Source organism: Aedoeadaptatus urinae (genome assembly GCF_900155585.1).
GTDB lineage: Bacteria > Bacillota > Clostridia > Tissierellales > Peptoniphilaceae > Aedoeadaptatus > Aedoeadaptatus urinae.
In genome coordinates this window covers 317,085-343,119 of record NZ_LT707417.1, presented here as the reverse complement: position 1 = coordinate 343,119, position 26,035 = coordinate 317,085, and the positions used below count along the sequence as shown (strand labels likewise).

Here is a 26,035-nt window from a genome sequence, read left to right as displayed (position 1 = left end):
CGTCAAATGTTATATCTTTGTAAAATTTAGTTTAAGTCTTCGTCGCCTTCGACGATGAAGCGGGCGATGTAGTCCTCGTAATTCATTTTGGCGTCGCGGAAGCTGCCGTCGTCTCGTATTTCGATGATGCGATTGGCGATGGATGAAATAAATTGATGGTCGTGGGAGGTAAAGAGCAAATTCCCCTTAAAGTCCATGAGGCCGTTGTTCACCGCTTCGATACTTTCCAAATCCAGGTGATTGGTGGGCTGGTCGAAGATCAGCACGTTGGCGGGATCGATCATCATTTTTGAAAACATCATCCGCACCCGCTCGCCCCCGGAGAGGACGTCGGCTTTTTTCAGGGCCTCGTCGCCGGAAAAGAGCATGCGACCCAAGAGGGAGCGCATGACGATTTCCGATTGGTCCTCGCTGTAGTCCCTGAGCCAGTCGATTAAATTCTTGTCCACACCGTCGAAGAAGGCGTTGTTGTCCCTGGGGAAGTAGCGCACGGTAATGGTCTGTCCCCATTTAAATTCGCCGGTGAAGTCTTCACTGTGGCCCGTTAAAATTTCAAAGAGGCGGGTAATGGCCACCTCGTTTCCGATAAAGGCCACCTTGTCGTCCTTGTCCAGGCGGAAGGAAAGGTCTTTAAAGAGCAGACTGCCGTCCAGCTCCGAGGAAAGATTTTCCACGGTAAGAATTTCATTGCCCACTTCCCTCGACAGAGTAAAGCCCACGAAGGGATAGCGCCGAGACGAGGGGCGAATCTCCGTCAGGTCGATTTTATCCAAGAGCTTCTTGCGGCTGGTGGCCTGGCGCGACTTGGACTTGTTGGCGCTGAAGCGGGCGATAAAGCTTTGCAGCTCTTTAATCTTTTCTTCCTTCTTCTTGTTTTGTTCCTTGATCAGTCGCGCCGCCAGCTGGCCGGATTCGTACCAGAAGTCGTAGTTCCCGGTGACCATATTGATCTTGCCGAAGTCGATGTCCACCATGTGGGTGCAGACGTTGTTCAGGAAGTAGCGGTCGTGGCTCACGATAATGACGATGCCTTCGAAATCTGCGAGGAAATCCTCCAGCCACAGCACCGCACGCACATCCAAGCCGTTGGTGGGCTCGTCCAACAAGAGGATCTCGGGATTTCCGAAAAGCGCCTGTGCCAAAAGCACCTTCACCTTTTCCGCCTCAGGAAGCTCATACATCATCTGCTCGTGCTTTTCCAAGCCGATGCCCAGCCCCTGCAGGAGGCGGGAGGCGTCGGCCTCGGCCTCGTAGCCGTTCATTTCCGCAAAGCGCGCCTCCAGCTCCCCGGCGCGAATGCCGTCCTCGTCGGAGAAATCCGGCTTCAAGTAAATAGCGTCCTTTTCCTTTTGAATGGCGTAAAGCTCTTCGTTGCCTTGAATCACCGTGTCCATCACCGTGAAATCCTCAAAGGCAAAGTGGTCCTGCTTTAATTTCGACAGCCGCTCATTCTTGCCCTTGGACACCTGGCCCGTGGAGGGCTCCTTCTCGCCGGATAAAATTTTTAAAAACGTGGATTTTCCCGCGCCGTTGGCGCCGATGACGCCGTAGCAATTGCCCTGTTGAAAGAGCAAATTCACGTCGTCGAATAATTTTTTATCGGGAAACAACACGCTTACATCAGTTACTTGTAACATAGCTCACCTTCTCATTTTTTTATTTGGTGCTCTTATTGTATCACGAAAGGCACCTCACGGCCGCCACGATAAACCCTTATGGACGCCCGACTCAGCTACTTGTGCTATAATGAGAAAAAAGACGTTATACAAGAAAGTGAGTGCTATGAAATTTACAGATAATAACAACTACACCCTCTTGGCGGATTTTTACGAATTCACCATGGGCAACGGCTACTTCGAAAACGGCATGCAAGACGAAATCGTGCACTTCGACATGTTTTTTCGCTCCGCGCCTGACGAAGCCAGCTACGTCATTTTAAGCGGCCTGGAGCAACTCATCGAGTACCTTGAAAGCTTGACCTTCGACGAAGAAGACATCGCCTTTTTGCGGTCCAAGGGCATCTTCAGCGAAGCCTTCCTTGATTATTTGGCGAACTTCGAATTCGCCTGCGACGTGCGGGCCATCCCCGAAGGCACCGTGGTCTTTCCCTCGGAGCCCCTGGTCACCGTCAGAGGCCCGGCCATTCAGGCCCAGCTCATCGAAACCATGGTCCTACTTACCATCAACCACCAAACCCTGATCACCACCAAAGCCAACCGCATCTGCAAGGCCGCCGGCGGACGGGCCGTCACCGAATTCGGCTCCCGCCGCGCCCAGGGCTACAGCGGCGCCAATTTAGGCGCGCGGGCCGCCTACATCGGCGGATGCAACGGAAGCGCCAACACCTTGGCGGAACAGCTTTACGGCGTGCCCGCCCTGGGCACCATGGCCCACAGCTGGGTGCAAATGTTCGACGAAGAAATCGACGCCTTCAGAGCCTACGCCAAGGTCTATCCCGACAGCTGCTTCCTCTTAATTGACACCTACGACGTCCTGGACCAAGGCCTGCCCAACGCCATTCAAGTCTTTAAAGAGCTGAGAGAAGCCGGCCACGAAGGCCGCGGCGTGCGCATCGACTCCGGCGACATCGCCTATTTGAGCAAGCAATGCCGCAAAATGTTGGACGAAGCGGGCTTTCCCGACGTCACCATTATGGCATCCAACTCCCTGGACGAATACGTCATCGAAGATTTACTGAAGCAAGGCGCCCAAGTGGACTCCTTCGGCGTCGGCGAGCGGCTGATCACATCGAAAAGCCATCCCGTCTTCGGCGGCGTCTACAAACTCGTCGCCAAGGAAGACGACGGCGAGATCGTACCCACCATTAAAATTTCCGAAAACGTGTCGAAAATCACCACCCCCGGCGTGAAAGACATCTTCCGCTTCTACGACAAAGAGCAAGGCAAGGCCATTGCCGACGTCCTGGCCGTACGCGGCGAAGAAATGCCCGAGGACAATTACGAAATCTTCCACCCCCTCTTCACCTGGAAGCGCAAGACATTGAAAAACTACGAAGTGCGCTCCCTCTTGGAAGACATCTACATCGGCGGCAAGCTGGTTTACGAAAGCCCGAGCCTGGAAGAAATCCGCGAAAAAGTACAGCGAGAGCTGAACAGCCTTTGGGACGAAGTCAAACGACTCAACACCCCGCAGGAATACATCGTGGACTTGAGCCCCGATCTTTGGAAGATCAAAGACGACTTACTCAAAAAACACAACTCCAACTAAACACATCTCCAATGAAAAAGAAGGCACCGATGTGCCTTCTTTTTCATTGGGAAAAGCGCCGCTTTTCAAAATGGACGGAGGGAGGGCCCTTTTTTCTATTGGGCTTCTTCTCTATAAATATTCTTTAATTCGGTGTATTAATAAGAGACTTGTTTTTGTATTCGAAATGAAGATAATTCGCTTAAACTCTTTATTCTTACCTACTCCATCTTCTACTTTCGATTTCCGGGGGAGGGAAAAAGGGCGTTGCGATTCGCCCTTATCCCTCCCCCGGACCCTCATGACCTATCCCGACGAGCGAAGCGAGTCGTAGGAAGGTCAGATGCAGTCTTACACCGTTTCGGGAAGGCGAATCCTTTTCGAAACGGATGTATAGTTGTACATCCCCTTTATCCCTAACGCTTTCCAGCAGAGCGGAACCCTAACGGGTTCCGATTCCTGTTGGGCCGCGTCGCCGAAGAAAAACTGTGAGTCAGGATGTCCTTTTTGAAAAAGCGACGATAGCTCACCCTGTTCATTGTCTTGGGTCGGCAAAGAAGCCCGGTAGGAATCGAAGCCCGCAGGGCTTCGCACATATAAAAAGCGTTAGGGTGGAGGGGGATGGGGCCCTGGGGAAGGGCCAGAGGGCGAATCGCAACGCCCTAGGCCCTTCCCCAGGTCTCAGAGCCATGTAAGAATGAAATTTAAGCGAAAGAGTAACTTAATTTTATTGCCTCGGCTACGCTTAATAAATCTACTCCCACATAGTTAACGCCCTTTTTCCCGCCCCCGGAAAGAATCACGAAGATATAATTATAGAACGAGAAAAACGGTGTGCGAGAAAAAGAAAAAAATAATTTTATAACGTTTCTTCCCATTCCTTCTCTTTAAAACCGACCAGCACCCCGTCATCATAAACAAGAATCGGCCGCTTCACCAGCATCCCGTCGGTAGACAGTAGCTCATATTGTTCTTCCTCGCTCATGTCTTTCAATTTATCCTTCAGCCCGAGCTCTCGATACTTCATGCCGCTGGTGTTGAAGAAGCGTTTCAGTGGCAGGCTGCTTTTTTCGTGCCAGGCTTTCAGTTCTTTTGCCGTGGGATTGTCTTCCACGATGTGGCGATCGGTGTAGTCGAGGCCCCGATCGTCGAGCCACTTCTTCGCTTTCTTGCAGGTGGAACATTTGGGATAGTGAATAAATAACATGGAATCTCCTTTCACTTGGCCGTCGGTCTTTCGAATCGTTTTTTATTACATACCACAATGCCCAGGCCCACGAGCAGCACGGCCATGGCGACGAGGAGGATGGGACGGGTGCCTTCTCTTTCCAACAAAATGCCGGCGCCCGTGGAGCCCACCATAATGGCGAAGTTAAAGGCCATGGACTGCACGGCGTTGGCTACGGCCACGCCTTCGGTGACCTGCCGGGCCGTGGCCGTTTGAAACATGCTGCTCATGGCGCCGAAGCCCATGCCCCAAAGGACGAAGGCTCCGTGAAACAAAACGATGCTCCCGGTGAAATAAAACAGCGCCATGGTCGCCGCTCCCGATACATAGAGGGCGACGAACATGCCGCGCAAATGGCGGTCGATAAAGAGCATGGAAAGAATCACCGCCACGATGGAGCCCGCGCCGAAGAAAAGTTGCGCCACGGCGACGCCGGGATAGCCGATCTCCGTCACCAGATTGCTGACATAGGTATAGACCCCGTAATTGGCCCCCACGGCGAGAAAGGTGAGGCAGATCACCAGGAGCACGCCCCGGTTGTTCAGCATGGCCAGGGGCGAATTGCCCTTGCTCCGCGCCTCGCCGGGCACGTCGGGAAGAGTCATGCGACAGGCAAGGGCGATGATCGCCGGTGCCACCGCCAGTACGAGAAAGGACGCGTGGTAGGTGTACGTCGTGCCGATCCAGGTCATGAGAGGAAGCCCCAGGCTCATGCCCACGGTTATCCCCGACATAATAATGGCCACGGCCCGTCCCTGATCCTTCTCATCCACCAAGGCCATGCCGTAGGCGGTGATCATGGGCCACAGAGTGCCGGCGCAGATACCGCCCATAAAGCGGCCCGCCATGGCGATCTCGTAACTCGGCGCGAAGCTCACCACGGCGTTAGCGGCGGCAAAGCCCATTAAGAGAATAAAGAGCAGCCGCCTCCTCTGCCACGTCACTGTGTAGGCCACGAGAGGCAGCCCGAAAATCGCCGAGGCGATGGCGTAAGACCCTACCAAGCCCCCGGCCTTGGCGATGCTTACGCCGAAGGCCTCGCTCATTTGCGGCAGGACCCCCGAGGGCACCAGCTCGCAGAGAATGGCGAGCAAGGTCACCGTGGACATGAGGAGCAATAAGGGCGCGTTCTTTTTACTGTTTCTTGTGTTTTCCAAAACGACCTCCAAAATCTTTATCTGCCTTATTTTATCAAAAGATCAGTGCAGACGGAATTTTTTCCCGCATTTCTTTCGCGGCGAATAAAAGTCGCATGGAAAACTTTCCCCCATGCGTTAAAAAAAGGCCCCGCAGGACCTTTTTTAGTGATTTTCTTGTTTATTCAGAGAGCAGCAATCCAAGGGCGCATCTCCGAAGGCTTTTTTATTTTCGCCGGCCAATTTATCCAAAAAGTGTTTCCATTTGATCTTAATCGCTTCGGTAAATTTCATTTGTTTCGCCTCCTCGACGAATCCACTGTTTCTTTCTTACATTTTATCTATACCTAATCGACGCAGATTCTAATCACATGTGGGAGGATAAGTCCGTACAAAATTTTCGCAGCATAATCTAAGCCAAGTGGCGCTCTTCTTTTATGCTCACGCGCTCTTCCATATTCTTTCGAATCTTCTCGAATCGCATCAGATGCACCTCGTGGCTGAAATTCGCCATGAGCAGCTCGTAGGAGGAGTCAAAGTAATTTTTTACGCCGGGCTTCGCGCTCTCCCCGGCCTTCATGTAAATAAAGTAGAGTCCCTGCAGGATGGCCCGGGTCACCAGCGGATCGCCGCCGGAATAGGTAATGATCTGGCTGAAAACCAAATAGAGCTCGTCTTCCACGGAATAGCCTTGGTAAATGATCTTCGTGTCCCCGTCCTCTTTCAAGACGATAAATTGATTGGCCGTGGAGAGAAGCTTTCCTAAAAGAGAGGAAATTTTATTCACGCACATCACCGCCGTGTTCGGGTCGTTGGTCCCCGGACTCAGGGCCATGGCGGCGATCTCCGTGAGATTCACCAGGCCGTGATGGTAGTCGTCTTGCGTGTTTTTAAAAATATTAATCACCATGGCGCGCCCGATGGTATCGATCAGCTTTTCGATCTCTTCCCCGCTGAGATTTTTTCCGCCGAAAAGCTTCAATACCCCTACGGATTCCCCTTCCGTGGTGTATTCCCCCAGTCGTTTCTTAATGGTGAACTCGGCCTTGACTCCGTCCAAGGCCTTTAAAATCCCATCGGCCTGAACATTGAAAAGATACCCCGTCGTCGTAGCCAACACGGGAAATTCCTTCGCATCCTTTTCATCCTCGTAGCGCTTCGCCTTTTCCCGAAGCTCCACCTCCTCATCGATCAACGCGTCGCAATCGTTGTACACGCCTTCGATAATGTTGGAAATCTTAATGTTCTCAAGCACCCGCTTGGCAAAGACGATAAAACCGATCATGGCCACAATGGCATAGGCGATGGCAAAACTCCCCGCCACCACGTCTTCATTCGCTCTCACATCTTGAAGCAAGAGAATGCTGATGACCGAATAGAAAAAGCCGCTGATAAAAATGCCGAAGAGGCCCAGGACGTCGGTGCGGTCGATAAAGGTTTGAAGCATGCGAGGCGACACGCTGCTGCTGTATTTATTCAGCACCGTGACGATGGTGGTAAAAGAAAAAATGCTGATGGTCAAAAAGACGCCGGAAATATTCGAGAGAAAATCCGTGGACACATCCACGGACAAAAGCAATTGATCCGGCACATGATCCTTCAGTTCGGGGAACCCATGATCGAAAATCCATGTCAGTATCAGAAGAGAGATCGTCAGAAGGACGAACTTCGCCATCTTCATTAAATTCTTTTCGTTAATAAACCATAATTTAATTCGATCTACCATGAACCATCCTTTCTCAAACAGCATTGATCTACTTGTTAAATAGTGTAACATGACCGGGCCGACGCACGGGGAATCTCCGCCAAATAAATTTTTTTATTATAAATGAACCCCATAAAGCAAAAGCGATTCGCACAAGGCGAGTCGCTTCTTTTTTGCTCGTCCTTGACAAAAGACTTATTCGTCACCTTATCCTTACGATCATCATCCCCTAAGCATAGGAAATAATATTAATCATGGTCAGGGGCTCTTCCGTGTTGTTCCGATAGCTATGGGGCTCGTTTGCCGTGAAATAGATGGCATCGCCGCTGTGAATTTCGTGGGTCTCCTCGCCGATGGTCAGTTCCAAGGTGCTGCCGAAGACAATAATGTATTCTTCCGTGCCCGTGGCGTGGGGCTCGGAATGGCTACAGGCGCCGGGATCCAGCTCGATATAAAGAATCTCGAAGTTGCGGTTCTCGTCAATGGGAAAATAGGGATACATGCGAAACAGGCCGTCTTCATTTTTGACGATGTTCACCGATTCCTTATCCACGCGCATGACATGCTCTTTGCTCTGTTCGATTAAGGCCGTGAAGGGCACGTGCAGGCCCGAGGCGAGCTTCCAAAGGGTGGAGATGGAAGAATTGGTTTCGGCGCGCTCGATTTGTCCGATCATGCTTTTGCTGACGCCGGACATGGACGCCAGCTGGTCCATGCTCAGCTTTTGATCTTCCCGAATTTTTTTTATATTTTTCGCAATGGTTTTGCAGATAAAGTCCGTTTCGTTTTTCATTTGCGGCTCCTTTTCGCGGGCACTTCGCCATGCTGCGGCACCCGATTGTTATTTGGCGATGGCTTCGTCAACTTTATTTTAGCATAGATTCATTCCGGGCCTCGCTTTTAAAAAAGAAACCGAAAAAATCCTTCCATGGATTGACAAAACAGAAATAAGCCCATATACTTAGGTTGTGCAATATAATGTTCTTATAGTTCTATATATTATCCGCCGTCTCCGCTTTCTTTACTACCTGCTAGGAGGATTAAAAAATGACCATGACGAAACGTATCGAAAAAATCCGCGACAATTACGTCAACACGAAGCCCCATATTTCTTATGAACACGCCTGGAGCTGGACGAAGTCTTTCAAAGAGAGCGAAGGGCTCCCCCACATTCTTCGCGTCGGCAAGGCCTTTAAGGCCACCTGCGAGGAAATTTCCGTCAATATTTGGGAGGGCGAGCTCATCGTCGGCACCAGCGGCGAATTTCGCAAGACCGCCATTTTGACGCCGGAGTTCGGTTGGCAATGGATCGACGAAGAGATCGATACCTTCCCCGAGCGGGAGCAGGATCCCTACGATGTGACGCCGGAGCAAGTTCAATTTATCAGGGAAAATATTTTTCCTTACTGGAAGGGAAAATCCGTGGAGGAAGCCTTCCTCGCCCGCACCTCCGAGGAAACCAAAAAAATCGGCGTGGACACGGGCTTTTTAGATACGGACTCGAAATGGCGAAACGGCATCGGCGAAATTTCTCCCGATTACATCGACGTGCTCCTTCCCAAGGGCTATGCGGGCATTAAAAAAGATGCCGAAATGCATTTGGCGCAACTGGACGAAGCTCTGTCGGAAGATAAAAAGAAGATCGATTTTTATAAATCCATCGTCCTTATTGCCGAGGGCATGATGACTTTGGGCAGACGCTATGCGGAAAAGGCCCGTGAGATGGCGGCCGCGGAAACGGATCCCCTGCGGCAAAAGGAATTGGAAGAGATCGCCGAAATTTGTACCCAAGTCCCGGCGAATCCGCCGAAAAATTTCCGCGAGGCCATTCAATTTGTCTGGTTCGTGCAATTAGGCGGCATCCTTTCCGAAAATCCCCTGGCGTGGAACCCGGGTCGCTTTGATCAATACATGTATCCCTATTACGAAGCCGATTTAAAGGCCGGCACCATCGACTACGACACGGCGTTGGAATACGTACAGTGCCTCTGGCTGAAGTATTCGGAATGGGCGTGGACCATTTCCAAAAACACGGCGAGCTTCTTTGCCGGCTACACCAATTTCGAAAACCTCACCATCGGCGGAACCAAGGTGGACGGCTCAGACGCCACCAATGCCATTTCCTACATGGCCATCCAGGCGACGAGAGACTGCATGACCCATCAGCCCACCCTCAGCTGCCGTATTCATCCGGAATGTCCCCCGGAATTTATGGAGGCGGTGACGGAGCTGGTATCCACCGGCTGCGGCTTCCCCGCCATTCACGGCGACCGCACGGGCTACCAAATGCTTTCGAATCTAAACTACGAGCCGGAAGATGCCAAGGATTGGAATAACTGCGGCTGCGTCGTGCCCCACTCGAGAAAAACCTTCCAATGGACCTCCGCCGCAAGCATCAGCTTCGCCGCGGCTCTGGAATTTGCATTAAACGAAGGCAAGAGCCGCCTTTCCGGCCAGTCCGTGTCGGTTCACGAAATGGATCCGAAATCTTTTACCTCCTTTGAACAGATTGTGGAAGCCTGGAAAAAGCAATTTAAGTACATGGTCAAGCAAGGCGTGATTTCTTTGATGACCGCACAGGAAATTCATAAAGAAATCGGCCACCGACCCTTTATGTCCGCCTGCAACGAATCCTGTCTTGAAAAGGGGCAAGACCTGGTGGACGGCGGCGCGAAATACAATATCGGCCCCGTATTCACAGGCGTCGGCCTTTCCGTTACCGCCAACTCCCTGGCCGTGATCAAAAAATTAGTCTTTGAACAAGGCAAGTACAGCCTTTCGGACATCATCGACGCCATTAATGCCGACTGGGAGGGCTATGAGGAACTGCGGCAAGAAGCCATCGCCTGCCCGAAATACGGCAACGACGACGAGTACGTGGATACCATCGCCAAAATGCTTGAATCCTTCTTCTACGATGAAGTGACGAAATACAAAGACATTTACGGCAACCGCTTTGTCACCGCCTTTATGGGCATCTCCAACTACTTGCCCACGGGCAAGGTCTTGGGTGCCACGCCGGACGGACGCCACGCAAAAGATCCCATCAGCGAAGGCGTCTCCCCCTACACCGGCACGGACACTTCCACTTGCCTGGCCGCTCTGCGCAGTGCGGCAAAGATGGAACACGACATCCACAGCGGCGGCACTCTGTTGAACCTGCGGCTGAATCAAGATTTGGTAAAGACCAAGAGAGGCCGCTCCAATCTCGGCGCCATGCTTCAATCTTATTTCGCCATCGGCGGATTCCACGTTCAATTCAACTGCATTTCCAACGACGTGCTTCGTGACGCGCAGAAAAATCCCGAGAAGTATAAGAGCCTCTTGGTTCGCGTCGCCGGCTATTCCGCTCAATTCACCAATCTTTCCAAAGAGATGCAAGATTCCATTATGGCGAGAAACGTCCACGAGGCCTTTTAATGGGCACCGCCGGCTATGTCATGCAGCTACAGCCCTTTAGCGTCAACGACGGCGACGGCATTCGCACCACCGTCTTTATGGCCGGTTGCCCCTTGCGCTGCCAGTGGTGCGCCAATCCGGAAGGGCTGGAAAATCAAATCAAGATCGGCTGGTACGAGCGCAAATGCATCGGCTGCGGAAAATGCGTCGAGGCGTGCCCAAAGGACATCGGCATCGATTTAAACAAAGAGCGCGACCGCTGCATCGCCTGCGGCCGCTGCACCGAGGTCTGCCCCACCGGGGCGCGGGCTTACATGGTGCGCAAAGTCGATTCCGACGATATCGTCGAAGCCCTAAAAAAGGATCGCCTCTTCTATGCCATGAGCGGCGGAGGCGTGACCTTTTCCGGCGGTGAGCCCACGGCACAGCCCGATTTTCTAAACGAAGTTACGAAGGAAATTTACGACCTGGGCTATTCCCTGGCCATAGAAACCAGCGGCCACTTCGATTTCGACGCGGTGAAGCCGTCTCTCGAGCGCATGGACATGATTTTTATGGACCTGAAACATGTGGACCCCGCCCTTCATAAAGAATACACCGGTGTCTCTAACGAAAGGATTCTGGAGAACATGGCGAGGCTGCAGGAACTGAACGGCGATGTGGTGATCCGCATTCCCGTCATCGGCGGCGTCAACGACGAGGAAGCGATCATTCGAAGGGCCGCCCGCTTCGTTCGCGAAAAAGTGCCGAAAGCTGAGATGGAGCTTTTGCCCTATCATCCCTTCGGCATGATTAAGTACGAGGCCATCGGCGCCGCCTTCGACCAAAGCGCCTTTTATCGCCCCTCGGATGAAAAAATGGATCGGCTACGAAGAACCGTCCGAGAAGAGAGCGTCTCTCTCGCCGATTTTCGCTAAATATGTTTTTGAATAACGGATTATGGACGCCTGGCGGCGATTGGATCAAAATGGGCATCGGCGGTCCTGTACTTCAAATCCACGAAAGAACATCAATAAATAAAAGGAGAAGTCAATCTAGAGTGACCCCATAAAGTTGGACTTAATCGAGTAAGCATGGCGCTTGCTCGATTTTATTTTTGCATAACCTATTTTTCGTGCTGCTGTCATCTGCACGGCAATAAACTCGTTTACGTTCCTTCATGCTATTGTTCTCCCAGATAAAAAGACGATGACGATGTCCTCTCCCAGTCTTTAGGTTTGTCTCTTGACCTAAATATTAAAATTAAAATGTTTCTATTACCACCTCCTAAAATTACGCAAAAGAAAAGCACCTACTAGTGTAGATGCCAATTGATTATTCCCATGTCTTTTCTTTTAAAATTTTAGCCATTTGATCAACTTCTGGTAACTTATCTGTATTTAATATTTCAGTTAAATCAAATATCTTTACTCCCATTGGTGCTCTCTTTGACACCTTTCTAAAGTCTGTTTCATAAAATTTATCAACGAAGAAATATTTATGCTTGTAGCTTTTTAAATCATAACCATAGGAAAGAGCATCTTCCATTGCTTTAACAATAGTATCCTTACGTTCGTTTGTTACATCACCTAATTCAGCCTCATATTCAATTTCTCCATCTTTTTCTACAGCGGCAATTATTGCACACACCTTGCCTATTAATCTTAAGCTCTTTTGTTTATAAAGTCCTAAATAAGCATATGGGCTATAGCCTCTGCCAGTATCATGGTAATAAACATTGTTTTCTTTATTAAAATCAAAAGTTGTACTTGCAAGTTACATTTTCAAATACTTTCAAGAATCTAATGTGCAAACAAACCCATGTTTATAACAAATAAATACCAGAGTAAGCTTTAATTCCAACTCTGGTATTAGTCTAATTTTTAGATTTCAGATTTATGATTGAAAAATCATTCAAGATCTTTTTTATTTATCTACAGATAAGATTAATAACATTTTAAATCTTTTAATTGCAGTTACATTGTGAGTTACATTTGCTGGAAATACTATTTGGTCTCCAGATTCTATCTCCACTTCCTTGTCTCCAACAAGAAGCCTTGCCTTACCCTCAAGTGCTAGGACCAGAGCATCTCCAGGAGCCTTGTGTGGTTTTAGCCCCTCCCCTGCATCAAAGGCCATTAAAACAAGCCTAAACCCATCTTTTGATACAAGGTCAATGTTTGCGATTCCTCCTTCTACATAATCTAAATAGTCAACTAATTTAATTTTCTTTCCCTTGTCAATGTTTTTCATTTCTTCCTCCTTTAAGTCAACTGCGATTTCTAAAAATATACTTTTTTTCCTTGCTCCTATGCCAAAAAGCTTGTCTTTTTCAAAAAGTATTAGCTCCTGGCTGGTAAGTTTTTCATTATTAAATTTAAGGTCCCCTTTTAAGACGAGATATATTCTTTCTTCTTCATAAAATTCAGGGGAAATGCTGGTATCTTGGTCCAGACTCATAAGTAGGATGTGAAGCTCAGATAAGTCTACAAATTTCTTACTTATGGTTTGCTGGTCTTTTATAGGTATAACCTCTTCTGGTGTCATTATTTTTCCCTTGCTAATATTTTTCATTTTAATCTCCTACAATCCTAATTGGTATTACAGCCTCATATTCTTTTTCAGATTTTTTTACTTTTTCAAGTATAACCTCTACGCCAAATGCTTCTTTCATATTTTCCTTGCAGATAATATCCGATGTTTTGCCTATTTTATGTCTAGCATTTTCCATTAGCATCAAGCATTTATCCGCTATTTCAAGAGCATGGGCTGGGTAATGAGTATTTATAATAACACTGATATTTTCTATTTTGGATAGTTTTTTGATTAATGAAATTATTTTAAGTTGATTTTTAAAATCAAGACCACTTTCTGGCTCATCTAATATAATTAAGCTTGGATCTGAAATTAAAGCTCTAGCTATTAGAACCATCTGAAGTTCTCCCCCACTCATCACAGAACACGACTTATCTTTAAGATTTTCTATAGCTAAGCTTTTCATAAGATTTTCTGCCTTTTCATATTCTTTCACACCGGGTTTTGCAAATGGTCCAAGCTTACTAGCAAGCCCTAACACCACCATGTCTATTCCAGAATATTCAAAAGAAAATGACCTTTTTTGTGGAACATAGGATATGTTAGACCATAATTCCCTTCTCCTATAACTTGAAACATCTTTCCCATCCATAAAACTCTTGCCTAACTTCCATTTTTCAAAATCACATATACATCTTATAAGGCTTGTTTTGCCAACTCCATTAGGACCCAGGATAGATAAAACTTCACCTTGTCTAAGGACAAATGACAAATTTTTAAATAAGATGTGATTTTCGTCAAAATAAAATCCTGCATCTTTTACTTCTAACTTAATTGAAACCACCCCCAGTTTTTCTAATTAGGCTTATAAAAATTGGAGCTCCAATTATTGCCGTAAGAACTGAAATAGGTAGTTCTATTACAGAAACCGTTCTTGATAAAGCTTCTATTAGTACCATAAGACTTGCAGCAGAGCTTACACCTAGTATATCAGGAGTTGCCAAGGGGTTTGAAAAAACCCCTTGAAAGGCAAGACCTGCTGCGGAAAGACCAACTCCCACTATTAGACCAGTAATAATCCTTGGTAATCTTACATTTATTATTACTGATTCAAGCATAGGATCAAAGTCTCCTCCTCCTAGATAAGCATTAAAAAATTCAATAATCTGTCCTATACTAAGAGGCATCCTACCTATGGCAAGTGCCAAAATACTAATTAATATGGGTAGACTTATGAGGATTATATATGAGCTTAATTTTATTTTTTTATCTTTGATAAAGATTTTTTTAATCATATATCAAACATATCCTCAATTTGTTCATTTGTTAATTCATAATCATACCATGTTTTATAGTAATCTTTAATCATTGCTTTTAGATTGTAGTCTTTAAATTCTTCTGGGTAGGTTGATTTTGCAAGCTAAGCAAGAACTAATGGAGCATCTGGATTTGGTGTAAACCAATTCCAGATACCAAGCTTAGTGTTATAAACTTTTTTATCCTTAACAGCTTTCATATTTGAAAAATTGATACCTTCTACTGAATTTTCAAATACATCTTTTGTTGTAATATCAAGAAGACCAGGTCCATCAAGATAAAGTATATCTGGATCCCATTGATAAAATTGTTCAATAGAAACTTTGGCAAAGCCTTTTGTTTCATCCGCTAAATTTTTAACACCAATTCTCTTTAGCCAGAAATCCCCAAAAACACCCTTACCAGCAACCATTGGTACTCCTTCAACATACTTCCATAAAATCACACCACTTGGTTTTTTACTATCATCTATTTTTGAAATTCTTTCTTCAACATCTTTTACAATTTCTTGACCAGCTTTTATAAAATCATCTGTCTTTCCGCTTTCGCCAAATACATCTTCTAAGAGCTTTAACCATTGTGTGTACCTATCTATTGGGTCAGCTGGTCCATTTGTGCCAACTGTTGCAAATCCTACACAAGGAATCCCTGTCTTTTTAAGGACTTCATAGTGTTCTTTATTTGAAGCATTGTAAAAAATAACATCTGGTTTAAGCTTCATTATTTCCTCAATATTAATGTCAGATTGAGCTTGAACTGTATTTTGGCTATCAAGAAGCTCTGGAGCAATATCCTTTAAAACTGTATTTGAAATTACCTGCTTAAGAGAACCAGCATATCCTACTATATATGGGGCCTTTCCATGGTGATAAGCCATATAAGTAGATAAGATAGGAATCTGATCTATTACTATTCTTTCAATTTTCTCAGGAACCTCTACCGTGTTACCTGCATGGTCTGTGATTGTTCTAACTTTTTTATTTTCATCCTTAGGTTCTTCTGGCTTTTCTTCCTTTTTCTCAGTTTGAGCTACTTCCTTACTTTCTGAATTTTATTCAGTTTTTGTATTGCTACAAACAGTCATGCCTGTTAAGGCAAGCACTGTCAGACATAAAATTAATGATATTTTTTAATAGCTTCCATCTAATCCTCCTTTTTACTTGCTAAAACTATATAATAAATGCTTGAATTTTTAGACCTCTCTAACATTTTTACAAATCTATCCCTATTTTCTTCTGAATAAGCATTTTTATAAAAATTTGCAGCCCCTGCTGGTCCCTCATCTTTTATGATTGTATCCCTGTCTAAGAGAATCATCCTACCAGTCCTTTGTGAAAAAGGTCTAATAGAATTTTCAACAAACAGTTTGTTCCAATTTTCTACGGTTAGAGGATACACGTCCATGTTTGTAAATCTTGAAAGTTGCCTTCTTATATCTTCACTTTCTTTTTCCACTGCCACATCATGAGTTAAGAGATAGCCGCCTTTTTTTAAAACCCTGTGATAATTTTTAAGAGCCTTTGCTTTTTCTTCATTTGGAAGCATGGTAAGCATTGCTTCATTAATTATTAAATCAAATGTTTCATCCTCGAAATCCAACTTTAAGGCATCCATATTCATAACTTCAATTTCTTTGTCTAGACCTAAAAGCTTTATATTCTCCAAAGCTTGATCTATGACGAATTGGTCATTATCTATGCCTATTATTTTGCATTTATATTTAGTATAAACTCTTATTAGGTTATCTCCTCTATTGCAAGCAACTTCCAAAACTTGCATATCTTTATCAATCTGTACCTGATCAAGTAACCAATCGGTCATAAGACCGCCGCCTGGTCTGAGTCTTGTTCTTCCAAGCATCTTTAAAAAATCATGTCCAAAAATAATTTTACTTTTTTCCATTTTCTCTTCCTCCTTGATAATAGTTATCATTACATTTATAATTATACCAGAGCTAATTTTTGTTGCAGTTGCAGAAGCAACAAATGGGGGATTTTATGGAAAAGATCATTTTTAAAAGTAAATTATTTTATAGTTTAGACGAAAGTACTATACACCATATACTTTCTTGTATTGATCATAAAACCTTAATTTATAGTAAAGGCGAATATCTATATGATTTCTCTAAGGGCTTTAAGGCAGGTATAGTTTTGAAGGGAAGAATTGATTTATCTACAATAGATGATGATAAGGAAATTATAGATAGAATTTATGAGGCGTCAGATTCTTTTTCTCTAAATTTTTCCACCCTAACTGATAGATTTATGGTTGCAAAAAAAGATTCTAAAGTTTTAGCCCTTGATGTTAGCAAAGTCTTTGAAAAAAATAAAAAGTCTTGTTCAAGCAGGTCGATTTTTATGGAAAATATTATAAAATTGTATAATGAGCAAATTTCATACTTAACCTACAAATTAGATGTATATTCTAAACCTACGATTAGGAAGAAAATTAATAAATATATAGATAAATATGGTGAAGACTCCTTATTTTCTAATAAACTATCCAGAGAGGATTTAGCGAAATTTTTAGCTTGTAATCGGCCTGCCCTTTCAAGAGAGTTATCTCTTATGAAAAAAGAGGGATTAATATAAAAGTATTACTCATAGAACTGACCAAATATAAACAAAAATTACAAAAAATCAGTCTTAAGAGAATATGGATCTCATTTTAAACTCAAATGATATCTTTAACTCTTCAAAAACAAATCTCCATATTGAATTAGGTTCTTTTATCCTAGATTTTTACCCTTGAAAATTTCCATCCTTTAGTATTCTATCTACTTCAAATGATAAACCTGTTTTATATAAATAAACGGGAAGTCCTACTAAGGTTTCAGCTAAAAATCTCACACATGAATAAGCTGCTATTATCTACAGGGTAGTAGATTCATTGACATTTCTGCCAGCTGTTGTTCTTCCAAAGAAAAAATACGACGAAGATACCCTCTCCCTTTCTTTAGATATGTCTCCTGATTTGCTTGTACCCTTACTGTTAAATAGTTTATTTAGAAGTCCTATATTCCCACCTCTATTTTGGCATGAAAAAAGCACCTACTTTTGTAGATGCACTAATATAAATTATTGTTTTATAGCTATAAAGACAATCTGATCTTTTTTATCTAAATGATACTCACACTTAAAACCAAGTTTTGTTAAGGTTCTAGTTAAATATTCTGGTGAGTATACTTTAAATTTAAGCATATCAGCCCATTTTTTTACGTTTTTATGATCTCTAAATGCCCCTTCATTACATATTAAAAATTGTCCACCTTTTTTTAGAACACGATAGATTTCTTTAAAGCTTGTTTCTAAGTCACTCCAAAAATAGATAGTTTCAAATGCAGTTACAATATTTATTGATTGATCTTCAAAAGGTATTTTTGATACATCTCCTTCAATTATTTTGCACCTTCCATCTTTTATGGCTTCACTGTTTAATGATTTAGAAATATCTACACTAGCTTTTGAATAATCCATTCCATATACCTTGTTAGCCTTAGTTAAAAAATATTGGATATTTCTACCTCCACCACAACCAAGGTCCAATAAAGTATCAGTCTGTCTAATGTTTAAAAATGATCTGCCCCACTTTGCTAACTTCTCATGACCAATATTCATGCCCTTAACCATAAAGCGACCACCAAAATTATCCTTTGGCTTTATTACATTCTCAAAAAAACTTTTTAGCATTCTCATACTCCTATTGATAATAAGTTTCATTACAATCATATCATTTACTTACTACCATGTAAAGTATTTTTAAATAAATCCCTCTATTAGAATACTATTAGCCCTCTATCATCATAATCCGATTCACTTATATCATTCCCACAACTTATTGCCCTATCAAGTGCCATTATTGTGGCGATAACACCATCTATCTTCTCTGTAGGTTTTTCCTTGTCTGCCTTGATGTTTCCAGCAGGTTCTGTCCGCATTAAAATATTATCCATCATCCACCTTAGAGCCGGATGACCTCCCTGGGCTATTCTTCTGTCAAGGATCAGTTTCATTAATTCTTTTGTTGTTGCAGACCTATCTTTAAAATTTTGTCCAGATGTAATCATAACTGTCTAAAGTCACTTTCTTCAGTTGGATTTTACTTAGCTGATCCACAAGCTTGTCTTACTCTTTTTATTGATACCGTTATTCCTAAAGACGTCTTTGCCTTAGACCTTACTTTTCATCTGTCTGTTTATCTCCGGCAATTATTCCTTCTCCATACTGACAAAAAAGGAAATAGCCGGGATTTTTTCAGCGAATTATATTATAATCGTAGCCACAAGGAGGGGCCTATGGACGAAAAAAGAAAACTCAAATTCACCTTTTACTCCTTTGCGTTTTTGCTCATCTTCGGCATGATCGGCTACAAATTTCTGCTGAATGTGGATTTCATCGACGCCTTTTACATGACCGTGATCACCATTTCCACGGTAGGCTTCGGCGAGATCGGCACCACCAGCAATGCCTCCGAATTGTTTTCGGTCCTCATGATTTTTTTAGGCGTGGGTATCGTGGGCTATGCCTTTTCCACGGTGGTGGCCGTGTTCGTCGAAGGGAAAGTTAGAGATTTGTGGAAGGGAAGTAAAATGAACAGAAAAATTTCCGCACTCAATAATCACTACATTATCTGCGGCTCCGGCGAATTGGCCGAGGTCATCATCAATAAGTTTATTCGCGAAGAATTGGATTTCGTCGTCATCACCGACAAGCGGGAAGACTTGGACGACTACAGTCACCACGATATCTTAGTCGTGGAAGGCCAGTCCACGGAAGAGAGCGTGTTGGAACGCGCCGGCATCGCGCGGGCCAAGGGGCTTTTAGCGACGCTGGACAACGAGGTGGACAATATCGTCACCGTGCTCACGGCGCGGAACATGAATAAAGACATTTACATTATCGCCAATTCCGTGAGCAAATCGGGCAATGACAAATTATTAAAGGTCGGCGCCGACAAAACCCTGTCTGCCATGGAAATCAGCGGCAAGCGCATGGCCTCTTTGATGATTAAACCGAACATCATTAACTTCCTCGACGTCGTCACCCGAATCGGCGACGTGGAGTTGGATCTGGAAGAGATCGTCGTCAAGAAGGGCTCCTACCTGGAAGACAAAAACCTCATCGAGGCACAGATCCCGCGAAAAACCGGGCTCACCGTCCTCGCCATAAAAAAAATCGAAGACGGAAAAATGCTCTTCAACCCGCCTATCGACTACACCTTTAAAATCGGCGACATCCTCATCGTCCTGGGACGGGAGGAACAGGTGGACAAGCTGAAACATTTAGGCGACGAAATAAAAAATGCATGAAAATAGCCCCCGGCATCGGGGGCTGTTGCTGTTTAAAGGGCTGTTCTTCGGCTCTTATTTCATAAAGACGGAGAAGTCGCCGTTTCCATTAACTTTCGTGCAGGTAAATTTTTATCTGTATCTTGAGCCAGTTCCCTTGCATTTCTTTTTCGGAGATCTTCGCAAAAAGAACTTTCCCCGCGTCCATAAGTCGCGAAAATACCACATTATCCTTCCGCGGGACGTAGCCGATTTTTTCTTTCTTCAGGGTTTCGATGCGAATCGCCTGAGGATCGTGGGGATTATCCGGCTCGCGATAAAACACCAGCCGGTCTCCTTCGCCGAGGGTCTCTGCCATGGCTTCGATCCCCTCCACATGGGTGGTGCCCGCCACATAGGTGTCGAAGAGATAAATGTCCCGCTCGAAGGGCGTGGGCAGGGTGATTCCGTTTTCGCCCTTTAAAAGATATTGAATGAGCTCGTTCTGATCGATCTTTGCCAATGAATTCATGCTTCATGCCTCATTAATTCCCAAATCGCCTCTTCCTGAGTTCGAATGGCGGTTTCAAAATTAGCCAGATCCCGCTTTAGCTGACTTAGCTTCTCGGCCTTTTTCTCCTCGTCTTCCAAATAAATCCGCCAGGTGTAGGGCGGCGTCGATTTAATTACTTCGATTGCCTTTTGTACCCCTTCGATTAAATCCTCCAGCCGCTCCGCTTCCTTCTCCAAGGATGCGACCGATGAAGGCAGGGCCTCTTCCGCCTCCCCGCTGTCCACCATGGCCTCGATCAATTTCAGAGCCGCCAAATCGCCGTGCTCGTAGGCTTCCGTGGCACGGTAAAACAATTCTTTTTCCGCCTCGGATAGGCTCGGGTGCAGATCCGGGTGCAGCCGCTTTACGATGTTTTTGTACAACTTCTTGATCTCTTTCGTCTCTTCGCCCGACAACTGCTCCATGGCCGATCGCTTCAGCGCCCGATTCACTTCGGCGATTTTTTCGTCCAGCTTTTTCTTGTATTCGACAAATTCATCGTCCAACTGCCCCTCGATGGCTTCGATATTTATCTTCTCCTGACGATTCTTTTTCGACTGGATCAATTCTTTTTTCCTACGCAAGCGAAGGTAATCGCAAGAGGCCTTGTAAAGCTTGTATTCCAAATCGCCAAATGTCAGAGTGTAGGCCGTTCGAATGTTCTGACAAAAGACGCGCTGAAGGTGTTCCTTTTCGAGAAGAAGCTCCTCCAGCTCTTTTTTCAGCCTGCGAATTTTTTCTTTCGACTCCTTCACGTCGGGGAACTCTACAATCTGCCCCATCACTTTACCCTCCTTTCATGAATTCATTATTTATTCCGCACGTCTCTCGCAATTGTTTTATCGACTTCGGTACGGCAAAGCCTTCATCCGTTCTCCTGCACTTGGCTTCGATTCGACGTTCAGATGTTATACACCAGCGTAATAATAGAAACCATGAGCCCGACGATGGCGAGAATCAAATAACTTCTTTCTTTCTTTTTGGAAAACTAATATCCGATGCCGCCTCCGATTGACAGAACGGATTGGGAAGCGATGGCCAATACTTTTGGATAGGTGTTGGATGGATTGCCCGATAGATTGACTTGCACGGTCACCATCTCCGGCAAGACCCTGTAACCATAAATACCCAGTACAATGGTCGCGACTATCATGACCCCTAGCACCATTCTCTTGTTCATTTTCTTTTCCTCTCTATCTACATTATGTTTTCGAATTTCGAGCGCCAATACAAAGCGTAAATTTGTATGGACAAATAAATGGCTACGACGATGATGATCTGTAATTTTTCAACGCCCATCAACGAAAACATGATGAGCATGGCGGCAAATAGATAGATCATAAGATCATAGGCTTTCGACTTGGATTTATCCGCGATCAATCTATTTCTTTCATCGTTTTTTTGGATCTTAATTTGTCTCTTCAATTCCTCATTGTTTCTTGTGGAGAAATAACTAATAAGGTTTCCCGTATAATGACCAAAAATCCCGCAACCGAGGCCGATAAGCAAATAGGGCATGGCGGCAATCCCACGATTGGTGCTCGTCACCATGGTGTGTCCGAAAAAACCGAGCACAATCAATCCCAGTCCCAAAAATGCAAAAGCCGAGTTCTTTAAAACCGTGCCATTACTTCCCATCTTCCTCCCCCTCTTCATAGATAAAAATTTCTTCAATACTCAAATTGAAATACGCCGCAATTTTAAAAGCTAAAAGAATGGAAGGATTGTATCTTCCATTTTCTAAAGAGCCGATAGTCTGCCTGGACACTTCGAGAATATTCGCGAGTTCCGCTTGCGTGATTCCGTATTCCTTTCTTATCTCCTCAAGTCTGTTCTTCAGATGAAATCACCTCCGCCGATGACAAGCTTGCTTTACATTCAGGATAATACATTCTTCCGCTAATGTCAAGCTTACTTTACATTCTTCTTTTATGCTTATGATTTCCTTTTTCTCATAGGTCTCTTAACATTTTTTCTATGTCTTGTTTTAATTTTTCGTCTATGATCTGTCGCCTATGTTTTAGCGTAAACGCGATTGAATGCTTTTAATTCCAGCTTATATGTGCTAAGCTATTTTTATCCATATGGATGCCTCCTTGATATTTTATTGCCGATAACACAATATTTTATCATGGGAGGTTTTTTACTTGAAACTAACGCTTTTTAGCCCTATAGCCAACATAGCCGGTGATTGATTCATACGAAAGCACAACAAAGCGCTCCGGATTAGAGCATCGTTCTAGCCCGAGGCGCTTTGTTCTTCCTATTTCCTTTAAACCAATCGAGACCCTCGAAATGAATCACTTCATTGATCTGGTTGCAATGTATGTCTTGATGTTTAATTCGTGGAGCCTTCCCACTTCCCTTTTCTCGCATCCACGTATTCATCGTGGGAAGTCGGTTTTCCCCATTTCCAACCTTCTTCCACCCATATGTCGATGGTTTCCTTATATCTCTTGATATGATTTCATAAGATTGAACCTCCGATTATTTACTAATTTTTACGTAACCGCCAAATTTACACATCGCCCTTTCCTTGGCGACTTTTCATTCAAGAGTTTGGTCGTCATGACAGTACCGTAATCATTTCCTATATCGTAGGTTCTATGACCAGTTCCGCATCGTTATTTAAAAAAATATAAAGCGGAATGCCGGATCCATCTTTGTTTTCGACCACATATTCCACCAATATTCTTACAAAAAACTCAATCCAATCTTGAGTCGGTTTATCTGAACCCTCCATTTGTTCTGTTGCCCAGATATTGCCTACGGGTCTTAAGCTTTGTTTATCCATTGCTATCCCTAAATAAGAATCAAAAAAATCAAAGGAACAGTTAAAAACATATACATCTTCTTCGTTATACCCTTTTAAAACATCATCTTTTAAATCCTCAGGAACTTCACCAAATGTAACCATCGCTCTTCCCAATATTTCTCCGGACTCTTTTTCAAACTTCTCCAATTCACCTCTTTCCCTTAACAAAACTTCTACATCATTGAACTTCATCGCATCCATCAACATAAACATTCTCTCTTTTCGTATTTTAAACAGCATTTTAGTTGGTCTAATTCCAATACTAATTCGTACGCTCTGCCGAATCAATCTTTAACAATAAAAAATATATCCCTATCTACAATTTTTAGACAACTCGTGCTTAAAAGGTCTAAGAATGAAGACGAGCCCTCTTCCATATTAATACCTGATAATACTATGGGCTATTTTCTATCATAAAAAGGTGCTTTTAAAAATAAAAACCTCACACATAGGAACATCTTCACTAAACTTTTTTATGATATCTGTATTTTTCTTCTTGATATTAACTACCTGCATTAATTACTATTACTACATTCATATTTTAATTTTGTGTGAAATTACTCTGATTTTAATTTTCTAATTTCTTCTTTCAATTGCTCATTTTCTTTTTTTAGCACTTCATTAATATTATTATTTGAATCTTTCCACCAATTTAGTATCTCTAATACTACTTCATACAAATTCGGATTATCAATAATGACTATTTCTAATCTATCTCTAACTCTAGTTAACGCCTCAAAATAACAGCTAAACTCATCGTATGGATAGTTGCTATAATCATCACTTTTTTTATAATTAGATGTTAGCCTAGCAGTTTCCTTATCATAAAAAATATACTCGTCAAAAATTACGATGACATTGTTATATTCTTTTCCTATAACATCATGGATGTTTTTTGAATTAAATAACAAGTTTTCCCTTTGCTTCTTTCCTGTCATTTTTGTTTTATATTCCGTCAATTCAATAGGTATAAATTGATCATGATGATGCTTATGCTCGATATAACTTGATGCTCTTGCTCTGTTATCAAAGTATTTAACAGTTACTTTTTTATAATCGGCTGGTTGACTCTCTCTATCCGTAGGTTGCAATAGTTTTCTAATAAACCACGACATCTCATTATTCTGTCTAATCTTATCACCTAGGCAATAATTAGTAATTATTGCTTCTTTGTTCAGTTTATCTTCTATATTCAATGTTTTCTCAGTAGGATGTAGCGTTTGTTTTTTATCAACACTATAAACGATCCGTTCTACATCTAAATTTATTAAAATATCATACTGTTCTTCCCTGACCCTTTGAAATTCATCAAATAAAACAACATCATACTTTCTAAGCAGTGAAAAATCATTACTTATTGACTTTATATCAGAAATATCAAAGTTATGAATTCTACTTAATTCTCTGCATTTTTCTAGTTTACCACAAAAAACTAGAATTACATTTTTACCTTGTTTTATAAATTGTGCAGCTAAATCAAATAGTACAAGCGATTTCCCAGTACCCGCTCCACCTGAAATACTATGATCTCTCGATTCAGATTTTAATATTTTGTCAACTACTTCCCTTTGTTCTTGATTTAAGTAGTAAGAGTTCTTTACAAATTTTTCAGGCTCACTATAGGGTGATATTATTAAATCCTCTGGTTTTATCATTTCAAGCTTATTGCATTCAATATAGTCACTTGATATATCTTGTATTAATTTGGAAAAATCTACTTCTGACAATTTATACTCTTCACTTGAGCAATCCTTAATTGGAACTAGCATATACAATTTTTCATCGCTTAAAACATATGCATAGTTAATTACACTCTCTGTGCAATTTAATAAAATATGATTTTGTCTTCTCAAAGTATCTTCTATTTTTTCCTTACCTCCATTTGGATATTCCGACTTCAATTCAATATTTAAAGTTGTATCCTTAGTAAATCTTAATAAATCAAATTCCTGATTGATAGCTTTGCTGTTTTTGTAACCATAATAAAAAGCTTCTTTTTGTTCGGGTTTTAATTTACTATTTATTTTTTCATATAACGATTTAAATGTATCTAGTTCCTTATACTTTACCTGAATATTTGTAATAATTGGGACATCATCATCTAGCGTTGCTAAAAAATTTTTCATTATATTTTCATTTTTATAGATAGTAGGGTTATTTATAACTTGGTATAAAGACTCTAAATTAATACTTCTGCTCATTTTTACCACCTCATCTGAAACTTATTCATACTATCGCTTGTGAATTCTTTTTCACGTTTCTTGGCTAAAGTTGATACACAGTATTCGATTCTCTTATCTACTTCTTAAGAAGATATCATTTAAATTATACATAATATCAAAATAAAAAACAGACTTAACTACAGTAATCCCATAAATCGATTGATTGTTTCGCTTGCTCAATTCTATTTTAAAGTTATTCTATAATCATAAAAGAATACTTTCTCATTCTTCAATAAATCCCCAATAATTTAGGATCTATGTCAACCATTAAGGAGTCGAGTGAAAACTGGGCTCCTTTTGCATTAGCTTGACTTTACAATCTAAGTGCAACAAAAAATGATTCACCGTTTTCTGCCAAAATCGGGTCGACGAAAATCAATCAACCAGGAGGAACGATGAATCATTTTTTTATTTTACACTAAAAGAGCGTGAGTTGCTAAAGCATTCTATGGATATTGGCTTAAATCAATCTGAAATAGCAACAAAGTTAGGACGCAACAAATCGTCAATTTGCCGTGAATTAAAGAGAAACTCCTTGCACGGAAGTTATTTGTCTTGTGACGCACAGACACTTTATGCCACTAGAAGAAAAGAATGTCGCCCTCAAAAGAAGTTAGACGATGCCCTCCTTATGAAGTTTACCCTTCAGTAGAGTTGTACTTGACTTGACAAT

The 26,035-nt window shown here is 43.1% G+C and carries 27 protein-coding genes; 6 read left to right on the top strand and 21 right to left on the bottom strand.

The window, feature by feature from the left end:
- Positions 1-26 precede the first annotated feature (26 nt).
- Positions 27-1,637, bottom strand: coding sequence for an ABC-F family ATP-binding cassette domain-containing protein (locus BQ7397_RS04000; protein WP_077074825.1), 1,611 nt, complete (start codon positions 1,635-1,637; stop codon positions 27-29).
- 145 nt (positions 1,638-1,782) lie between these two features.
- Between BQ7397_RS04000 and BQ7397_RS03995 the strand changes: the two genes are divergently transcribed.
- Positions 1,783-3,228 carry a nicotinate phosphoribosyltransferase gene (locus tag BQ7397_RS03995; protein ID WP_077074824.1) on the top strand — a complete coding sequence of 482 codons (1,446 nt, stop codon included), beginning with the start codon at positions 1,783-1,785 and terminating at the stop codon, positions 3,226-3,228.
- Between the two features lie 838 nt (positions 3,229-4,066).
- Here the strand turns inward: BQ7397_RS03995 and BQ7397_RS03990 are convergent.
- From BQ7397_RS03990 to BQ7397_RS03975, 5 genes are all read right to left on the bottom strand, one after another.
- Positions 4,067-4,414, bottom strand: a complete 348-nt coding sequence (locus BQ7397_RS03990) for an arsenate reductase family protein (protein WP_077074823.1) — start codon at positions 4,412-4,414, stop codon at positions 4,067-4,069.
- Positions 4,415-4,425: 11 nt separating this feature from the next.
- Positions 4,426-5,592, bottom strand: a complete 1,167-nt coding sequence (locus BQ7397_RS03985; protein ID WP_200801197.1) for an MFS transporter — start codon at positions 5,590-5,592, stop codon at positions 4,426-4,428.
- Between the two features lie 144 nt (positions 5,593-5,736).
- Positions 5,737-5,865 (bottom strand): LDCC motif putative metal-binding protein, encoded by a 129-nt coding sequence (locus BQ7397_RS09450; protein WP_268801903.1) that lies wholly within the window; start codon positions 5,863-5,865, stop codon positions 5,737-5,739.
- Positions 5,866-5,983: 118 nt separating this feature from the next.
- A complete protein-coding gene (locus BQ7397_RS03980) occupies positions 5,984-7,297 on the bottom strand; it encodes a DUF2254 family protein (protein ID WP_077074821.1) in 1,314 nt (437 codons plus the stop codon).
- A 208-nt stretch (positions 7,298-7,505) separates the two neighbouring features.
- Positions 7,506-8,069: a helix-turn-helix domain-containing protein gene (locus tag BQ7397_RS03975; protein WP_077074820.1), complete on the bottom strand. Its 564-nt coding sequence runs from the start codon at positions 8,067-8,069 to the stop codon at positions 7,506-7,508.
- Positions 8,070-8,323: 254 nt separating this feature from the next.
- Between BQ7397_RS03975 and BQ7397_RS03970 the strand changes: the two genes are divergently transcribed.
- Both BQ7397_RS03970 and BQ7397_RS03965 read left to right on the top strand, forming a co-directional pair.
- Complete coding sequence (locus tag BQ7397_RS03970; protein ID WP_077074819.1) at positions 8,324-10,696, top strand: glycyl radical protein; 2,373 nt, start codon at positions 8,324-8,326, stop codon at positions 10,694-10,696.
- Positions 10,696-11,592, top strand: coding sequence for a glycyl-radical enzyme activating protein (locus BQ7397_RS03965; protein WP_077074818.1), 897 nt, complete (start codon positions 10,696-10,698; stop codon positions 11,590-11,592). The genes BQ7397_RS03970 and BQ7397_RS03965 overlap by 1 nt, the downstream gene beginning before the upstream one ends.
- Before the next feature lie 397 nt (positions 11,593-11,989).
- Here the strand turns inward: BQ7397_RS03965 and BQ7397_RS09340 are convergent, their stop codons facing one another.
- From BQ7397_RS09340 to BQ7397_RS03935, 6 genes are all read right to left on the bottom strand, one after another.
- Positions 11,990-12,304, bottom strand: a complete 315-nt coding sequence (locus tag BQ7397_RS09340; protein WP_234970575.1) for a hypothetical protein — start codon at positions 12,302-12,304, stop codon at positions 11,990-11,992.
- A 276-nt stretch (positions 12,305-12,580) separates the two neighbouring features.
- Positions 12,581-13,228 (bottom strand): cupin domain-containing protein, encoded by a 648-nt coding sequence (locus tag BQ7397_RS03955; protein WP_077074817.1) that lies wholly within the window; start codon positions 13,226-13,228, stop codon positions 12,581-12,583.
- Between the two features lies 1 nt (position 13,229).
- Positions 13,230-14,033, bottom strand: coding sequence for an ABC transporter ATP-binding protein (locus BQ7397_RS03950; protein WP_077074816.1), 804 nt, complete (start codon positions 14,031-14,033; stop codon positions 13,230-13,232).
- On the bottom strand, positions 14,020-14,484 hold the full coding sequence (locus tag BQ7397_RS03945) for an iron chelate uptake ABC transporter family permease subunit (RefSeq protein WP_077074815.1): 465 nt from the start codon (positions 14,482-14,484) through the stop codon (positions 14,020-14,022). Before BQ7397_RS03945 ends, BQ7397_RS03950 begins: the two co-directional genes overlap by 14 nt.
- Before the next feature lie 125 nt (positions 14,485-14,609).
- Complete coding sequence (locus BQ7397_RS03940) at positions 14,610-15,383, bottom strand: ABC transporter substrate-binding protein (protein ID WP_234970574.1); 774 nt, start codon at positions 15,381-15,383, stop codon at positions 14,610-14,612.
- A 266-nt stretch (positions 15,384-15,649) separates the two neighbouring features.
- The gene (locus tag BQ7397_RS03935) at positions 15,650-16,408 is read right to left on the bottom strand and encodes a class I SAM-dependent methyltransferase (protein ID WP_077074814.1); all 759 of its coding nucleotides are present in this window, start codon (positions 16,406-16,408) and stop codon (positions 15,650-15,652) included.
- 95 nt (positions 16,409-16,503) lie between these two features.
- Here BQ7397_RS03935 and BQ7397_RS03930 point away from each other — a divergent pair, with 95 nt between their 5' ends.
- Positions 16,504-17,097: a Crp/Fnr family transcriptional regulator gene (locus BQ7397_RS03930; protein ID WP_077075036.1), complete on the top strand. Its 594-nt coding sequence runs from the start codon at positions 16,504-16,506 to the stop codon at positions 17,095-17,097.
- A gap of 486 nt (positions 17,098-17,583) precedes the next feature.
- On the opposite strand, the gene BQ7397_RS03920 is transcribed toward BQ7397_RS03930, so the two are convergent.
- Both BQ7397_RS03920 and BQ7397_RS03915 read right to left on the bottom strand, forming a co-directional pair.
- Positions 17,584-18,195, bottom strand: coding sequence for a class I SAM-dependent methyltransferase (locus BQ7397_RS03920; protein ID WP_077074813.1), 612 nt, complete (start codon positions 18,193-18,195; stop codon positions 17,584-17,586).
- Between the two features lie 86 nt (positions 18,196-18,281).
- Positions 18,282-18,572: a terminase TerL endonuclease subunit gene (locus tag BQ7397_RS03915; RefSeq protein ID WP_083703401.1), complete on the bottom strand. Its 291-nt coding sequence runs from the start codon at positions 18,570-18,572 to the stop codon at positions 18,282-18,284.
- 228 nt (positions 18,573-18,800) lie between these two features.
- Between BQ7397_RS03915 and BQ7397_RS03910 the strand changes: the two genes are divergently transcribed.
- Positions 18,801-19,814, top strand: coding sequence for a potassium channel family protein (locus BQ7397_RS03910; RefSeq protein ID WP_077074812.1), 1,014 nt, complete (start codon positions 18,801-18,803; stop codon positions 19,812-19,814).
- Positions 19,815-19,902: 88 nt separating this feature from the next.
- On the opposite strand, the gene BQ7397_RS03905 is transcribed toward BQ7397_RS03910, so the two are convergent.
- The 7 genes from BQ7397_RS03905 to BQ7397_RS03870 all read right to left on the bottom strand — a co-directional run bounded on the left by BQ7397_RS03905 (position 19,903) and on the right by BQ7397_RS03870 (position 25,341).
- On the bottom strand, positions 19,903-20,304 hold the full coding sequence (locus BQ7397_RS03905; protein WP_077074811.1) for an HIRAN domain-containing protein: 402 nt from the start codon (positions 20,302-20,304) through the stop codon (positions 19,903-19,905).
- Complete coding sequence (locus BQ7397_RS03900; RefSeq protein WP_077074810.1) at positions 20,301-21,107, bottom strand: hypothetical protein; 807 nt, start codon at positions 21,105-21,107, stop codon at positions 20,301-20,303. Before BQ7397_RS03900 ends, BQ7397_RS03905 begins: the two co-directional genes overlap by 4 nt.
- A 206-nt stretch (positions 21,108-21,313) precedes the next feature.
- Positions 21,314-21,505 (bottom strand): DUF1648 domain-containing protein, encoded by a 192-nt coding sequence (locus BQ7397_RS03895; protein WP_234970573.1) that lies wholly within the window; start codon positions 21,503-21,505, stop codon positions 21,314-21,316.
- A 17-nt stretch (positions 21,506-21,522) separates the two neighbouring features.
- Positions 21,523-21,963 carry a hypothetical protein gene (locus BQ7397_RS03890; protein WP_077074809.1) on the bottom strand — a complete coding sequence of 147 codons (441 nt, stop codon included), beginning with the start codon at positions 21,961-21,963 and terminating at the stop codon, positions 21,523-21,525.
- The gene (locus tag BQ7397_RS03885) at positions 21,953-22,165 is read right to left on the bottom strand and encodes a helix-turn-helix transcriptional regulator (RefSeq protein ID WP_077074808.1); all 213 of its coding nucleotides are present in this window, start codon (positions 22,163-22,165) and stop codon (positions 21,953-21,955) included. The genes BQ7397_RS03890 and BQ7397_RS03885 overlap by 11 nt, the downstream gene beginning before the upstream one ends.
- A gap of 750 nt (positions 22,166-22,915) precedes the next feature.
- Complete coding sequence (locus tag BQ7397_RS03875; protein WP_077074807.1) at positions 22,916-23,347, bottom strand: hypothetical protein; 432 nt, start codon at positions 23,345-23,347, stop codon at positions 22,916-22,918.
- Between the two features lie 350 nt (positions 23,348-23,697).
- On the bottom strand, positions 23,698-25,341 hold the full coding sequence (locus BQ7397_RS03870) for a DNA/RNA helicase domain-containing protein (RefSeq protein WP_077074806.1): 1,644 nt from the start codon (positions 25,339-25,341) through the stop codon (positions 23,698-23,700).
- A 469-nt stretch (positions 25,342-25,810) separates the two neighbouring features.
- Here BQ7397_RS03870 and BQ7397_RS09550 point away from each other — a divergent pair, with 469 nt between their 5' ends.
- Positions 25,811-26,014, top strand: a complete 204-nt coding sequence (locus BQ7397_RS09550; protein WP_144019964.1) for a helix-turn-helix domain-containing protein — start codon at positions 25,811-25,813, stop codon at positions 26,012-26,014.
- The last annotated feature ends 21 nt before the right edge of the window (positions 26,015-26,035 follow it).

What these genes read in the sequence shown, in the direction of transcription:
- BQ7397_RS03910 (WP_077074812.1), top strand. Translation starts at nt 18,801, where the DNA reads ATGGACGAAAAAAGAAAACTCAAATTCACCTTTTACTCCTTTGCGTTT.
- BQ7397_RS03895 (WP_234970573.1), bottom strand. Translation starts at nt 21,505, where the DNA reads ATGAACAAGAGAATGGTGCTAGGGGTCATGATAGTCGCGACCATTGTA.
- BQ7397_RS09550 (WP_144019964.1), top strand. Translation starts at nt 25,811, where the DNA reads ATGGATATTGGCTTAAATCAATCTGAAATAGCAACAAAGTTAGGACGC.
- BQ7397_RS03995 (WP_077074824.1), top strand. Translation starts at nt 1,783, where the DNA reads ATGAAATTTACAGATAATAACAACTACACCCTCTTGGCGGATTTTTAC.
- BQ7397_RS03930 (WP_077075036.1), top strand. Translation starts at nt 16,504, where the DNA reads ATGGAAAAGATCATTTTTAAAAGTAAATTATTTTATAGTTTAGACGAA.
- BQ7397_RS03945 (WP_077074815.1), bottom strand. Translation starts at nt 14,484, where the DNA reads ATGATTAAAAAAATCTTTATCAAAGATAAAAAAATAAAATTAAGCTCA.
- BQ7397_RS03980 (WP_077074821.1), bottom strand. Translation starts at nt 7,297, where the DNA reads ATGGTAGATCGAATTAAATTATGGTTTATTAACGAAAAGAATTTAATG.
- BQ7397_RS03900 (WP_077074810.1), bottom strand. Translation starts at nt 21,107, where the DNA reads ATGGGGCAGATTGTAGAGTTCCCCGACGTGAAGGAGTCGAAAGAAAAA.
- BQ7397_RS03970 (WP_077074819.1), top strand. Translation starts at nt 8,324, where the DNA reads ATGACCATGACGAAACGTATCGAAAAAATCCGCGACAATTACGTCAAC.
- BQ7397_RS03975 (WP_077074820.1), bottom strand. Translation starts at nt 8,069, where the DNA reads ATGAAAAACGAAACGGACTTTATCTGCAAAACCATTGCGAAAAATATA.
- BQ7397_RS03870 (WP_077074806.1), bottom strand. Translation starts at nt 25,341, where the DNA reads ATGAGCAGAAGTATTAATTTAGAGTCTTTATACCAAGTTATAAATAAC.
- BQ7397_RS03940 (WP_234970574.1), bottom strand. Translation starts at nt 15,383, where the DNA reads ATGGCTTATCACCATGGAAAGGCCCCATATATAGTAGGATATGCTGGT.
- BQ7397_RS03875 (WP_077074807.1), bottom strand. Translation starts at nt 23,347, where the DNA reads ATGTTGATGGATGCGATGAAGTTCAATGATGTAGAAGTTTTGTTAAGG.
- BQ7397_RS03890 (WP_077074809.1), bottom strand. Translation starts at nt 21,963, where the DNA reads ATGGGAAGTAATGGCACGGTTTTAAAGAACTCGGCTTTTGCATTTTTG.
- BQ7397_RS04000 (WP_077074825.1), bottom strand. Translation starts at nt 1,637, where the DNA reads ATGTTACAAGTAACTGATGTAAGCGTGTTGTTTCCCGATAAAAAATTA.
- BQ7397_RS09450 (WP_268801903.1), bottom strand. Translation starts at nt 5,865, where the DNA reads ATGAAATTTACCGAAGCGATTAAGATCAAATGGAAACACTTTTTGGAT.
- BQ7397_RS03990 (WP_077074823.1), bottom strand. Translation starts at nt 4,414, where the DNA reads ATGTTATTTATTCACTATCCCAAATGTTCCACCTGCAAGAAAGCGAAG.
- BQ7397_RS03955 (WP_077074817.1), bottom strand. Translation starts at nt 13,228, where the DNA reads ATGAAAAATATTAGCAAGGGAAAAATAATGACACCAGAAGAGGTTATA.
- BQ7397_RS03920 (WP_077074813.1), bottom strand. Translation starts at nt 18,195, where the DNA reads ATGCTAAAAAGTTTTTTTGAGAATGTAATAAAGCCAAAGGATAATTTT.
- BQ7397_RS03935 (WP_077074814.1), bottom strand. Translation starts at nt 16,408, where the DNA reads ATGGAAAAAAGTAAAATTATTTTTGGACATGATTTTTTAAAGATGCTT.
- BQ7397_RS03965 (WP_077074818.1), top strand. Translation starts at nt 10,696, where the DNA reads ATGGGCACCGCCGGCTATGTCATGCAGCTACAGCCCTTTAGCGTCAAC.
- BQ7397_RS03915 (WP_083703401.1), bottom strand. Translation starts at nt 18,572, where the DNA reads ATGATTACATCTGGACAAAATTTTAAAGATAGGTCTGCAACAACAAAA.
- BQ7397_RS03905 (WP_077074811.1), bottom strand. Translation starts at nt 20,304, where the DNA reads ATGAATTCATTGGCAAAGATCGATCAGAACGAGCTCATTCAATATCTT.